Annotated in this window: 13 protein-coding genes; 7 read left to right on the forward strand and 6 right to left on the reverse strand. The window is 41.7% G+C overall.

The annotated features are described in order from the left end of the window. Positions 1-3: 3 nt before the first annotated feature. The 3 genes from ACJROX_RS04040 to ACJROX_RS04050 are packed head-to-tail and all read right to left on the reverse strand — an operon-like array spanning position 4 to position 3,984. Entirely contained in the window at positions 4-1,221 is a 1,218-nt protein-coding gene (locus tag ACJROX_RS04040; RefSeq protein ID WP_408009480.1) for a YheC/YheD family protein, read from the reverse strand. Further along, positions 1,218-2,591 carry a YheC/YheD family protein gene (locus ACJROX_RS04045; protein ID WP_408009481.1) on the reverse strand — a complete coding sequence of 458 codons (1,374 nt, stop codon included), beginning with the start codon at positions 2,589-2,591 and terminating at the stop codon, positions 1,218-1,220. Before ACJROX_RS04045 ends, ACJROX_RS04040 begins: the two co-directional genes overlap by 4 nt. Further along, positions 2,584-3,984, reverse strand: a complete 1,401-nt coding sequence (locus ACJROX_RS04050) for a YheC/YheD family protein (RefSeq protein WP_408009482.1) — start codon at positions 3,982-3,984, stop codon at positions 2,584-2,586. The genes ACJROX_RS04045 and ACJROX_RS04050 overlap by 8 nt, the downstream gene beginning before the upstream one ends. A gap of 119 nt (positions 3,985-4,103) precedes the next feature. On the opposite strand from ACJROX_RS04050, the gene ACJROX_RS04055 reads away from it, so the two are divergent. Beyond that, complete coding sequence (locus ACJROX_RS04055) at positions 4,104-5,243, forward strand: DUF445 domain-containing protein (RefSeq protein ID WP_408009483.1); 1,140 nt, start codon at positions 4,104-4,106, stop codon at positions 5,241-5,243. Between the two features lie 64 nt (positions 5,244-5,307). Then, a complete protein-coding gene (locus ACJROX_RS04060) occupies positions 5,308-5,670 on the forward strand; it encodes a YlbF family regulator (RefSeq protein ID WP_408009484.1) in 363 nt (120 codons plus the stop codon). Positions 5,671-5,905: 235 nt separating this feature from the next. Here the strand turns inward: ACJROX_RS04060 and ACJROX_RS04065 are convergent, their stop codons facing one another. Further along, positions 5,906-6,727 carry an aminoglycoside N(3)-acetyltransferase gene (locus ACJROX_RS04065; protein WP_408009485.1) on the reverse strand — a complete coding sequence of 274 codons (822 nt, stop codon included), beginning with the start codon at positions 6,725-6,727 and terminating at the stop codon, positions 5,906-5,908. A 150-nt stretch (positions 6,728-6,877) separates the two neighbouring features. Here ACJROX_RS04065 and ACJROX_RS04070 point away from each other — a divergent pair, with 150 nt between their 5' ends. The 3 genes from ACJROX_RS04070 (at position 6,878) to ACJROX_RS04080 (ending at position 10,239) form a co-directional block, all read left to right on the forward strand. Beyond that, positions 6,878-7,726: a Cof-type HAD-IIB family hydrolase gene (locus tag ACJROX_RS04070; RefSeq protein ID WP_408011571.1), complete on the forward strand. Its 849-nt coding sequence runs from the start codon at positions 6,878-6,880 to the stop codon at positions 7,724-7,726. A 521-nt stretch (positions 7,727-8,247) separates the two neighbouring features. Next, positions 8,248-9,735: an aldehyde dehydrogenase family protein gene (locus ACJROX_RS04075; RefSeq protein ID WP_408009486.1), complete on the forward strand. Its 1,488-nt coding sequence runs from the start codon at positions 8,248-8,250 to the stop codon at positions 9,733-9,735. Positions 9,736-9,894: 159 nt separating this feature from the next. Continuing rightward, complete coding sequence (locus tag ACJROX_RS04080) at positions 9,895-10,239, forward strand: c-type cytochrome (protein WP_408009487.1); 345 nt, start codon at positions 9,895-9,897, stop codon at positions 10,237-10,239. An 89-nt stretch (positions 10,240-10,328) separates the two neighbouring features. Here the strand turns inward: ACJROX_RS04080 and ACJROX_RS04085 are convergent, their stop codons facing one another. Continuing rightward, positions 10,329-10,838, reverse strand: coding sequence for an NUDIX hydrolase (locus ACJROX_RS04085; RefSeq protein ID WP_408009488.1), 510 nt, complete (start codon positions 10,836-10,838; stop codon positions 10,329-10,331). A gap of 157 nt (positions 10,839-10,995) precedes the next feature. Next, positions 10,996-11,181, reverse strand: coding sequence for a YhzD family protein (locus tag ACJROX_RS04090; protein WP_408009489.1), 186 nt, complete (start codon positions 11,179-11,181; stop codon positions 10,996-10,998). A gap of 141 nt (positions 11,182-11,322) precedes the next feature. On the opposite strand from ACJROX_RS04090, the gene ACJROX_RS04095 reads away from it, so the two are divergent. Together ACJROX_RS04095 and ACJROX_RS04100 are read left to right on the forward strand one after the other, a co-directional pair. After that, positions 11,323-12,222, forward strand: coding sequence for an ABC transporter ATP-binding protein (locus ACJROX_RS04095; RefSeq protein WP_408009490.1), 900 nt, complete (start codon positions 11,323-11,325; stop codon positions 12,220-12,222). Continuing rightward, positions 12,215-13,483 carry an ABC transporter permease gene (locus tag ACJROX_RS04100; RefSeq protein ID WP_408009491.1) on the forward strand — a complete coding sequence of 423 codons (1,269 nt, stop codon included), beginning with the start codon at positions 12,215-12,217 and terminating at the stop codon, positions 13,481-13,483. The genes ACJROX_RS04095 and ACJROX_RS04100 overlap by 8 nt, the downstream gene beginning before the upstream one ends. Positions 13,484-13,654 lie beyond the last annotated feature (171 nt).

A 13,654-nucleotide genomic window follows, 5' to 3' on the forward strand; every position in this document is an offset into this window, starting at 1 on the left:
CGTTCACCCTCCTTTTACAATAGTATGAGTGGGGGAGGGTCCTTTTATGTCAGAAGCGGCAAAACCGGTCATCCATAGTATTTGCTGATACCAGCGCTCAATGGATTTTTTTTGGATATCATTCTCATCAAACACCATCGGTTTCGAATTGATTTCAAAAATCCAATAGCGATTTTCTGAATCTACACCGAGATCGATTGAAAACTCACCTATTGGACCAGTGGCACGATCAAGGGCTTTCCCTATTTCAGAACTCATTCTGCGAATGATTTTCATATCAAGGGGCGCTGTCTCAGCAGGAAGTAATTTTCCGCCTGATGGAACATGTGTCGTCAATCGGCTTCGACCTGTACACCGTATGCCATAACCTGTTACATGCCAATCCTCCTCTAATTTTTGGACAAGAATACGATAGTCAAACGGTCTTGCATGATACTGTTTCCTCTTCACAAAAGGCTGCATGATCAGGTCTTTTCTATTGTGTATGATGCTCCATAAATGATCAAGGTGTGTATAAGCTATTCCATTATTCGATTTATATGAAATGGTTCCATCCTGTTTCCATTCTAAAGAGAAAATGCCTTTTCCTTTAGATTTTGCACAGGGTTTGATCATAATCTGATTATGTTCATTTAGAAAGTCTCTAAGCTGTTGTTTGGATGAAAGACGCATTGTTTCTGGTAAAAATCGCTGTAAATAGGGGTTATCGTTCATGATCAAGTAGGTTTGCCACTTTGAAAAAAAGCAGTGGTTGAAATAACGGATAGAGAAATTATCCAACCATGCTATTAAGCTTTGGAACTCCTGGCTGGCTTCGTCTTTATGATAAGGGATCCTGTTATAGACAAAATCAGGAGGAGGAATCTTTACTCGTCTCCACTTGCTATCACCCGGACTTAAGGTATAGCCGTGAATAGATGAAAGGGAAACGTCCATGGCTGAAAAAACGACGGCTAAGCCACCCTGCTCATGTACATATCGGGTCAATCGAATGAATGTATCGATATTGCCAATAAAGGGTAGATTTTTTTTAGAGGACGTTAATATCCCGATGATAGGGCCGGCTTTGTTGAAATCATTCTTTTTTAGAGTAAAGCTGAAATCTTTCTTTAAAGATGGTGAAAAGGGAAGGGGGTCATCTGCCGCTCCCCATACGACCATAACGTTTTGTTCATGGTGATACCATCTTTTAGAGTCAATGTCCCAACTGATACGGATCATTTCTTAATGGCAACCTGTCTCTGGATAAGTTGTTCATACAGATAAATGGAGAATTCGAATGGCAGGGCAGACGTTTTTTTATCATACACACTCAAATTTGGATGGCTGAAAATACCGCGGCCCGGCTTGGCATTCGCTTCAAACAGCCAAACTGAACCCGACGTATCGATACCTAAGTCAAAACCGATCTCCCCGACAATTCCAGCCATATTTTCTGTTAAGGTTTCACTTAATAGCAATACTGCACGCTTTATATCCTGCGTAATGGACTTGGATTTTCCCAGTTCATTGATGATATCCTGCAAGGTAAGGATTTTACCGCCACTCGTTACGTGAGTTGTAACACTGCCGGTTCCTGCAAGTTTAGCAGCCAGGGCACTCACTTCCCAAGCTCCATATCGGTTCCTGTTCGTATGGACTCTGAAATCAATCGGTTTTCCGTTCCAACTCAAAAGATTGATGCCACGTTGGGCCATATAACCTTCAAGCCCTTTCGAGAATTGTTGGCGTAATAATCTTTTCAAGGAACTATATCGCCTCAATCTATTTTGACCATTCGTACGGAACTTACAATAGTAGCTTTGATCCTTCCTTCGTTTGAGGATTTGCTGGATCCCGATTCCAAGGCTCCCGTTCGTCGGTTTTATATAAACATTTCTATAACGGTAGAGTAATTCCTCGATCTGACCTTGTGTAGGAGCATTGACAGTCTCCGGCAAGTAATGTTGAACTTGTTTGTTATTTGCCATAATTTCATGGACGGACCACTTATCGAAAAAACCTGGATTGAACCAAAGCAGGTTCATCTCCTTTTCAAGCCTCGTTTTCGTATCGTGGGTGGCAGGTAACCCTTCGATCCGACGGTTTGGAAGGCGATCATAAACGACATTCGGAAAAGGAAGGGTATTTTGTCGCCAACCTGACTGATCATAGATATAAGCGTTGATCTGCTTTTCTTCCCAATTGATATGATGTGTTCCGAATACATAGGCAGTAACACCGAGCTGCTTGGCTTCTGAAAGGAGTTTGGCAAACAACGAAGACCGTTCGCCTATCGGCTTATAGGTGCCACCTGTGAAGCCGGCAGTAAAAATGCCGACGACTGGACCAATGTGCAGAATATCATTTGATTCATAAATATGGTGCTTCTGGTCTTTTAATAAATTCAACTTCTTACAAAGCGCTGTTGAAACCATATAGTGTTCTTCACGATCAGGATTAGGTTGAAAGGTAACAGGTAATTGCCGTTGCCCATACATGACTTTTACGGGGAAAGAGCGGTTCTTCACCCATTGCTGAAAAAGGCTGAATGGGGTATAGACGATAGCCTCATTCGCGTCGATATTGGGAATCGATTGAGGGTTAAGCATGATCATACTCCTTTCGGAACTCGTTAGTCTTGAAATTTGTATATAAATAGTTGGCAAAAAGGAAAATTCCTCGAGCAGACGGACGGATATCAGCTTGTTTTTGGGCTGACATATACTGTTTAGAGGGTTTTGTATTCACTTCCAGAATCCATGGATGACCCATCAGATCTACACCGAAGTCGATGCCGAACTCTCCGAAAATACCATCTGCCAACATGTTTATGCTCTTAGATGTTTCTAATGCGAGTTCGTATAGGAGTGCCTTTATTTGACTAGCTTTCATTTTTTCGAAATGGTTAAGAAGCATATCTGACAAGAGGTGAATTTGGCCACCACATGCCATATTCGTAACGATGGAATTGGTATCACTGACCCTTGCGATACTTGAGGTTACACACCAATCACCTTTTTCGTTACGATTACAGAGAATCCTAAAGTCGACATTTCCGTTTGAATGGGTAATCAATGATATTCCTTGTTGGATAATGTAATCTTCCATAGGAACAAATTGATTGATGAACTTCAATACACCTTCTGTGGATAGTAACGGAATCGGAAGATCGATCTTTGAGGTTGATTCCAATTTGAATTTTCCTTCTTCAGTTTTATTGATCCGAATAATTCCTCTTCCTTCTCGGCCATGGTTTGGCTTCAAATACAGCGAGTTATGTTTTGCCATCAATTTTATCAATGTTTCCTCATCAAGCTCTTTATGGGTTTCAGGTAAGTAGGCAGCTAAAGCATTACGTTCTACTAATATGTGAAATACATCCCACTTAGATATGAAATGATCATTAAAATATGGGATCCCCCACTCCTGACAATGTTCGAAAAATTGAACGCATGCTTCGGAACGTTCCACGGTACGGTTTGAAATACGATTATGAATGATGTCCGGGTACGGGAACACTTGCTGGATGAGTTTTCCTTCTTTCATCGTATATCCGTATATACAATCGGATAGGACATCCTCTAAAGAAAACAAATAAAACGTGACAAGATGATCGCGACATAGGGAAGCGATCTCTTTAGAAAAAGCAGTGATATTGCCGAAAGGCTTTGCCATGTGATCGGTCTTTTCAGCAAACACTGCAAAAATGGGCCCTATTCTCAATTCTTTTGATAGCTGATCGTATGTGAGTGTATGGTATTGATCAGGTTCAGGGAAATAATGTTCAAACCGTATCTCCTGGGGGACCAATAACGTGAAGCAAGTTTCATCCGTCTTTACTTTACAAGTAACTTGTATCCGTTCACTTCCATATCTCACCCAGACTTTTTCGTTTAATTGAATCCCGAAATATGTGAGTAAATGGTTACTTAGCCAGATCATGTAAGGGTTTGAGGAAGATGTTTGTGTATATGTGAAATAAACTCTCATTTTCTTGTCCATGATGCACCCTCATTCATCTGCAATTAAAAAAATAATGATTTCTTTATAGGCAAGTGTGGATATCGTATACTATGGTAAGGCACGCTAAACGGTGACATTTGTACGGAAGGTTGGTATTGATGGAATTTATATTGATTATATTAATGATGGTCGCAATTGGAGCGGCGATCGGGGGCTTTACTAATTCACTAGCGATCAAAATGCTGTTCCGTCCTTATCAAGCGTTATACATCGGGCGCTTCAGGCTTCCCTTTACACCAGGTCTGATACCGAAAAGGAGAGAAGAGCTCGCGGTCCAATTAGGTCAGATGGTCGTCAACCACCTGATCACAAAAGAAGGACTGCAACAGAAATTAGCCCAATCCCGCTTTAAAAGTGAACTTGTCAAATGGGCACAAACAGAAGTCGGTAAACAGCTTGAAACGGATAAATCAATGAATGATTTTGCTTCAGGACTTCTGAAACAAGACCATTTCAATGAAAAAATTGATAATAAACTCAAAACCTTTTTACAGAAACGTGTTCGTGGTACATTTGAGCAATTGGAAGAAAAACCGATCAAGTCTCTCATCACAGAATCAATGAATCAACGGATCGAATCGTACATACCAGACACAACTAAGTTCATTCAAAACAGGATGATAGATTTTGTGACAAGTGCAGAAGGAAAACGGCAGCTGAAACAACTGATTGATGAATTTCTAGCTGGAAGGGGCATGCTAGGTAACATGCTCAATATGTTTCTTGGCAATGAAAGCCTGATTGATAAAGTCCAATCCGAGTTGATCAAAATTCTAAGGAAAGATACGGTTGCATACATGATGGAGCGGGTTCTGGTGAAAGAATGGCATACTCTTAAGGAACGCCCTTTGTCAGAATTTATCGAGCTGTTGAAACTGAGGGAGGGGCAGGAAAAGGCGATAGGATGGGCTGTTGAGCAGCTAGACACAGAAACGCTCTTTTCGAAGCCTATCAGTGAATTGATCCAACCTTATCGTCCTTATATCGATAAGGATCTGGTCCCAGAAATCGTCGATCGTTCATTAGGTTGGGTAGGGAACCACATGGAAAAGATCATGGAGAAGCTGCAGTTGTCAGAGTTGGTCCGTCAGCAGGTCGGTACTTTTTCTGTCCAGAGATTGGAGGAAATGGTCCTATCCATATCGAGAAGGGAATTGAAGATGATTACCTATTTAGGAGCATTACTTGGTGGGATCATCGGCTTCATACAGGGTCTTTTGGTTTACTTTATGACATGAAGCCTGTTATAGTTGTAACGGTGCTTAAATGTTACGGCATTGATTAATTATTAGGAGGCTAACTATGAGTAAAAATGTCCATGATGCGGCATACAATTTAGAAAAAGCATTGCGTGAAAGTGATGACTTTAAGGAGCTTCAAAGCTTGTATGATCAAGTAAATGCTGACGAAAGCGTCAAGAACATGTTTGAAAACTTTCGTAACTTGCAAGTAGATCTTCAACAAAAGCAAATGCAAGGACAGCAGATCACAGAAGAGGAAGCACAGAAAGCTCAACAAACATTCGAGCTTGTCCAACAAAATGAAGTGATCTCCAAATTGATGAGCGCAGAGCAACGTGTAAGCATGCTTATCCAGGACATTAACAAAATCGTTACGAAGCCTTTGGAAGAATTGTACGGAACTCCAGAGCAACCTGAACAATAAAACGAGTATTGGAACGGCTGGCATTTCGCCAGCCGTTTTTTAAAAGTTTGGCTCTATAGTACTCATTGTTGCATTAGCGAAATTCACTCCCTTTCCGCAGGCGATCCGCAAGCCTCCTCGCGTGCCTCGCTGCGGGGTCTCGCCTGGCTCGCTTTCCCGCAGGAGTGTCGTGAATTTAAAAGCAATTTTCTAAAGCATTAACCTTTAACAACGCCCAAAATTTTAGCCTTAAATATCAATTTGACTTTGCGATCTTTTCGTTATTTTTAAACCAATTAACCGCAAAATCGATGGATTCTCTCTGTTTGAACAATTTGCAGTCAGCAGAACCGACTTTCCCAGTCAGGATGTTCTTATTTTCTTTCTCGAATGCTTTTCCGATTTCTCCAAACGGTTCATCATCGTAATCAATCTCCAAGTAGTTTTTCCATAGACGCTTTCCATTTTCAATGATAGGTGCGCCTCGCGATACAGTTTTTCGTACTCCAGATCGGTGCTCAGCAAGATGGAAAGATGTATGTGTATCGAAGTCAGTCCCTAAAAACAACACATATGAATGATGCTCATAAGCTTTAGCGATTGGCGATTGCTCACCTAAACCATTATCAAGCGAATGATTGCTTGTAATTTGTTCTGCAAATTTCCCCCATGCTGCAGCGGACATATTTGGATGATAGCTACGAAGCACCTCTGGATAGGTACGGAACTGCTCGGGTATTATACCTAATCCTCTTGTTTTCGTCATCCTCGTATCAAATGCCGGCATTGTCCCTCTAATTGTTTCCCACCAATCCTTTGGTACAGGAGGGTTGATCCAATAAGCTGGATCAGAGAGATCTGCCGAATGGGCCTGCATGATTAATGTCCCTTCTGGTGTCACCGCATCCATCAAAGCCTGGATGACAGCTTGCGAACCACCGCAAACCCAGCCTAAAGACTTCAATGAAGCATGTACCATCAATGTCATGCTTTCCTTAACCCCGAGATTTTGGAGGTCCTCTTTCAGACTTTTTCTTGTTCTCGGTTGATCAGTTTCTTGTATGTTTTTTTGTTCCATGACATGTTCCCCCTAATAAATTCAGCCACAAAACTAATTCGATATAGATGTTTGATGTCCTGTCTTGACTAAAGTTCTATTCGTTCCTATTTTGTCATAGAGATGAGAAGAGGAGAAGTCTAGATTGGAGGGATTATCCTGGTTTATCGACTGCTTGCTTTAGACATCGATGGTACCCTGCTCAGAAGTAATTTTAGGATTGATCGTTCGACGAAAGAAGCAATTGATTATGTGAAAAACAAGGGGGTGTATGTGACCCTAGCTACAGGACGGAATTTTCCATCGGCACAAAAAATCGCAAAGGCATTGAAACTGGATAGCGTCCTTATTACACATAACGGTGCCTTGATAGCATCATCGATTGATGAACCGATTCACGAGGAACGGATTTCTGCTAATGATGTGCGTAATATTGTCCAGATCGTAGAGAAGTACGATGCGCATATTCGACTGTTACATGAACGGTATTCTTTAGGAAACCAGGTGCAGCAAAAATCCCATATCGTCGCTAAAATGACGATGGGCATCGGAGATCCATTGTTCTATCCGGTGACCTTCACAGAGAATTTGAGTGATCATTTAGAAGAAAAGCCGATGTCTGTTCCAAAGATCGATATCCAATTTTTCAGTGATGAAGAGAAGGAAGCCGCCTCTCAAGAGTTGAAGGAAAAGGTAGATTGTATATCAATTACCGCTTCAACAAGATGTGATTTCGAAATCATTCCAAAATCGGTCAACAAGGCTGTAGGCTTACAGATCCTCGGAAAACATCTCGGTATTTCTATGGATGAAATGGTCGCAGTAGGTGATTTTGTGAATGATATGGAAATGATCCAGAATGTCGGTCTTGGCGTTGCAATGGGGCAGTCCTCTGAAGAAGTGAAACACGCAGCAGATTGGGTGACCCGGACGAATGATCAGCATGGCGTCGGATACTTGGTCCGAGAAGTGTTCCGAAAACAAATGAAGATGCAAATCGAACAACCGATGGAACATTGATGTAAGGAGGCTGAAATCAGCCTCTTTTGTCTTTCATTTAAAGAGGAATGCCTAAAATCATCACAACAACCTTTAGCGGACATCAGAGCCCGAAAAAACTCCATAAAAAGCACCCTCCAATGCCCAAATAGCGAACCAGATGTCCGGTTATTTGATCCTAGCAAACTGGGGCCGTTGTTAGGGTCTATTCAAAATAGAATCGTACCAGACACCAATAATTCAAAACCCAATCGTTCGGACAAGCAGTGTTAAAATAAGGTTACAAATATTACGAAGTGAAATTCCTCAACGCTAAATTTACTTTTTCCTCCTTCCCTTCGAGAAATATCGACATTGTAACAATTGCTAAAATGCCTCTATAACGATTTTTCTCCATATCTCAATCAGGGCTGCATAGTAATTTAGCGTAATTTGACGATATATCTCGACAATAAAAATGTTAAAAATTTATGAATTGAAAGGGTTTTCATCTTTCTTCGAGAAATAGTGTGGTGCATCTTAAATATTGAAGGAGGATTATGATGGAAAAAGTATTAGACGCTCAGTTGAAGCCGAAAGTCGCTGAATTTTTGAATGGAACGAAAAAATTGTTTATCAATGGGGAATGGGTTCCTTCTGCATCTGGTAAAACATTTAAAACATTAAATCCTTCCAACGGTGAAGTCCTAGCTATCGTAAGTGAAGCGGAAAAAGAAGATGTCGATCGTGCTGTACGTGCTGCACGGAAAGCCTTTGACGAAGGTCCTTGGTCTAAGATGAGTGCTGCATCGAGAAGCCGACTGATCTATAAGCTAGCAGATTTGATGGAAGAAAATAAGGAAGAATTAGCACAATTAGATACACTTGATAACGGAAAACCGATTCGTGAAACGATGAACGCGGATGTACCGCTTGCAATCGAGCACTTCCGTTACTATGCTGGATGGGCCACGAAAATCGTAGGACAAACCATTCCGGTTTCCGGTAAATTTTTCAACTATACTCGCCATGAGCCACTAGGGGTGGTGGGACAAATCATTCCTTGGAATTTCCCGCTATTGATGGCTGCATGGAAAATGGGAGCAGCACTAGCAAGCGGATGTACGATCGTATTGAAACCTGCCGAACAAACGCCACTTTCAGCGTTATACCTGGCTGAACTGATGCAAGAAGCAGGATTCCCAGAAGGTGTTGTGAACATCGTTACTGGTTACGGTGAAACGACAGGCGGACCGATCCTTGAGCATGAGATGGTCGATAAGATCGCCTTTACAGGTTCGACTGAAGTCGGTAAGCATATCATGCGTACTGCTGCAAACGATCTTAAGCGAGTAACGCTTGAGCTTGGTGGAAAATCACCGAACATCATCCTGCCTGATGCGGATATGACAAAAGCAATACCTGGTGCATTATCCGGTATCATGTTCAACCAGGGCCAAGTATGTTGTGCTGGATCCCGACTATTCATTCAGAAGAAATCGTTCGATAATGTCGTGGCAGACCTTGTCTCTCACTCTGAAAAAATCAAGCAGGGTATGGGACTTGATCCTGATACGGAAATGGGGCCACTTGTTTCTGAAGAGCAGCACAACCGTGTATTAGGCTATATTGATAGAGGTAAGTCTGAAGGTGCTGAATTATTGACTGGTGGAACGAAGCCTTATGATCAAGGTTACTTTGTATCACCGACAATCTTTGCAGACGTCAATGATTCAATGACAATCGCGAAGGAAGAAATTTTCGGACCTGTCGTTGCAGCAATGCCGTTCGAGGACTTGGATGAAGTAATCGATCGTGCAAACCTATCCGAGTACGGACTCGCTGCAGGTGTATGGACTGAAAACGTCAAGAACGCACACTATGTAGCAAATCGATTGAAAGCTGGAACAGTGTGGGTGAACTGCTACAATGCGTTTGATGCCGCATCCCCATTCGGTGGATACAAGCAATCTGGTATCGGCCGTGAAATGGGATCCTACGCGCTTGATAACTATACAGAAGTCAAGAGTGTATGGATCAACATGGGCTAAGCAAATATAAGAAGACGGACTAGTTGGGGGCTGGTCCGTTTTTTAATGGGAGCCGATACACCTTGCTCCTGTAATCCGCCGCTCAAAATGGAAAATTAATGTTTTATAAAAAGGATTTAGGGAAAAATGAAAACATCAAAATATCAGTGGGGTGTTTAAATGTTACGATTATTATCAGTCCTTGCCTTTTCACTGTTCCTAGTAATAGGACTTGCAGCATGTGGTGGTGGAGGAGAAGAGAATGGAGGGAATGAAGAAGGTGGTGGCGGTGGATCTGTAGATGTGGCTGCTGCTGAAAAATCCTTTGAACAGAACTGTGCTTCTTGCCATGGACAAAACCTTGAAGGCAGAGGAAACGCTCCCTCTCTTGAAGCAGTTGGAAAAGAAATGAGTCGAGATGAGATTCTCCAGAAAATCCAAAACGGCGGTGGTGGAATGCCTGGTGGATTAATTAAAGGGCAAGAAGCTGAAAACGTTGCAGCTTGGCTAGAAACAATGGAATAACAAAATACTTAAATCATTACGCCGATGACCTTAAAGGAACGGTTCATCCCTTATAAGGTCATCGTTTTTACACTTGTGCCAGGCTTTCTTTATTTATATCGAATCAACCCGTTCAACTTACATAGCAATAGTGCATATCCAAGTTCTCCATCCAGGATTTTTCCGTCACGGATAGTTTTGAACACTTCACGGACAGGCATTTGGACGACCTCGATTTCCTCGTCCTCATCAAGCTTTTGATTACCAAAACTCTTTACGGAGTCTGTAAAATACAAATGGGAAAAACGATTGGTAAAGTAAGGTTGAGGATGGAATGTACCTAAGTATGTAAAATGCTCAGCCACGATCCCTGTTTCTTCCCTCAATTCCCGTTTCGCCCCATGTTCCGCCGCCTCGTTTAATTCAAGTCCTCCCCCTGGAAGCTCGAACGTCAGTTTATCCATCTGGTGTCTGAATTGCTTTACGAGTGTAATATTACCTTCATGGAAAACGACAACTGCAACGGAACCAGCTTTCTTTTCTTCAATGAAAAGAGATCCTGATTTTGTTTCAAATACAGTAGATTCTCTATGTTGAAGCAATAGTTTATGGAATTTCATGCCTGCCTCCTTCAATTCTGGCTGAAATAGATGGTCTGCTTCGGCCGAAATAGCAGTTATATCACCTATTTTCAACAAGATAAGCGTGTATCTTTCAGTAACACTTTATATCGGAAAATAAAAACGGCATCTTGAGTAGATGCCGCTTTTATGTGTGTCATCTGTGGAATAAGACAAGTTCTCCAGAAGGTGAGGTCACTCTGCTTGTGTGATTTTCATAATCATTATCTGCTAGTATATCCTGTCCGATCCTTTTTGCCTCATTATTGTCAGTAGCTTCAAAGGATTCTTCATAAATCTTTTCGCCCTTGTTGTCAAAAACGGTTATGATGTACATTTTCATGTGATATTCCTAACCTCCTTTTCCTGCTTATATTCTAGACACTACCCGAATCTCCTTCTTGTTAATTATTTGGTAAAACAATGAAAACGATGAAACTTTTTTACACAAAAATCGTTAGATAACTGAGAGGGAGTGAAAACCGTGAGTTTACATATTGAAAAAGTGACCAAGAATTTCGGAGCATTTACCGCTGTGGACAATGTTTCCTTTCAAATACCAGAACATCAGATATTCGGCCTTTTAGGAGCAAATGGTGCGGGTAAAACGACGACGTTCCGAATGGTGATCGGATTAATGACACCGACGGCTGGAAAGATTACGTGGGACAATAAACCATTATCCCAAAAGGATTCCCATTTGATAGGATACCTGCCGGAAGAAAGAGGACTTTATCCAAGTCTGAAAGTTTCCGATCAATTACTCTATTTGGGGCGCCTGAAAGGTATGAAGAAATCGGAGATCCTGCTGCAAATGAAAAAGTGGCTTGAACGCTTCAAAGTACCTAAATATGAAAATAAAAGAGTAGAAGAGTTATCGAAGGGGAACCAGCAAAAAATCCAGTTCATTGCGGCCGTTCTCCACAAACCGAAAATCTTGATCCTTGATGAACCATTCAGCGGACTCGACCCGTTCAATGTCGAAATGTTGAAAGAAGCTGTACTCGAACTGAAAAAGGAAGGGACGACAATCGTTTTCTCAAGCCACCGGATGGAGCATGTCGAAGAGCTTTGTGAACATCTCTGTATCCTTCACAAAGGGCGTCCTGTCGTTCATGGTTCATTGAAAGAGGTGAAACGGTCTTTCGGAAAAAAGAACGTGACCGTCCATGCTGATTTTAATCTCAGTTACCTGAAGGACATTCCAGGGGTCTTGAAATATAAGGCGGTTACAGAAGGTGTCCATCTCCAAGTCGACAATGAAGAAGTATCGCAAAAAATCTTTGAAAGTATCACCAGCAAAGGGTTCGTCCGTAAATTCGAGCTGGAAGAGCCATCATTGAATGATATTTTTATAGAAAAAGTAGGTGCATCTTATGAATAAGCTATGGATCGTCATGTTACATACTTATAAAACGAGGATTCGGACGAAGGCATTTATAATAACAACAATCGCATCGCTCTTATTGATCCTGGGGCTTACAAACATGCAAACAATACTGTCAGTTTTTGATGGGGAAGAGGATAAGAACAAAGTTGCCGTACTTGATGAATCAGGTAGTTTTTATGAGCCATTGAAGCAACAAGTTGAAACCACTTCAGATAACATCGATTTGATAAAAATAGACCAAAACGCACAAAAAGCAGAAGAACGTGTCCTGGATGGGGAATACGATGGGCTTCTGGTTCTAGAAAAAAATGAAAAAGGCTTACCTGCAGGAGTTTTGAAAACAGCAAGTGTGCCTGAAGCGAATTGGATCAGCAATATTGAAAACAATCTGCAGCAGACGAAGGTCATGGTTGCAACACAGCAACTTGGTGTGGATCCTGCCGAGCTGACGACCTTATATGAACCGGTGTCATTTCAAAAAGAATCTTTGCAAGAAGGAGCTAAGACTGAAGAGGAGTTGAACCAAGCTCGTTCCATCGTCTATGTCCTCTTGTTTATGATCTACTTTGCAGTTCTGTTTTATGGAAGCATGATTGCAACAGAAGTGGCGACAGAAAAATCATCAAGAGTGATGGAAATACTCATCTCAAGCGTATCTCCTGTCAAACAGATGTTTGGAAAGATTTTCGGGATCGCACTTCTAGGGTTGACGCAGTTTTTCCTTATTTTTTTAGTCGGATTCTTATCGCTTAAATACAGTCCATCACAAGAAAAAGAATCAACACAGCCAATGACTGATTTCTCGTCATTCATCCAGGTTGATCAACTGCCGATTTCGACTGGCGTCTATGCTATCATCTTTTTCCTGCTCGGATTCCTGTTGTACGCGACGTTGCTTGCAATGCTCGGTTCATTAGTGAATAAGGTAGAAGAGGCTAACCAGGTGATCACTCCGGTCATCCTGATCATTGTCGTCGCATTCATGGGGGCGATGTCAGGGCTGGCTACTCCTGAGGCAGGGTTTGTAGCCGTGATGTCATATATCCCGTTTTTCACGCCGATGATCATGTTCCTGAGAGTTGGAATGCTCAATATACCTGTATGGGAAGTCTTGCTCGGTATCTTTACCCTTGTCGCTACGATCGGTATCTTTGCAGTCATTGCTGCTAAAGTCTATCGCGGCGGTGTCCTGATGTACGGCAATTCAACTAGTTTGAAAAATTTCAAAAAGGCGATACAGTTAGCGAAAAAATGATAATCAGATTAAAGGACTCTATCTCTGGATAGGGTCTTTTTCCACTTAAAGAACGAATCAGTGCAACTAAGGCTCAGCCATCGCTGAAAACTTGGCTTAGCCAAGTTTTCTTTGCAATACAGTATGACGAACAAATGCTCGTATGGATGTGGTAAAATAGCAGTAAAGATC

The sequence above is a fragment of the Pseudalkalibacillus sp. A8 genome (genome assembly GCF_045920555.1).
Lineage (GTDB): Bacteria > Bacillota > Bacilli > Bacillales > Fictibacillaceae > Pseudalkalibacillus.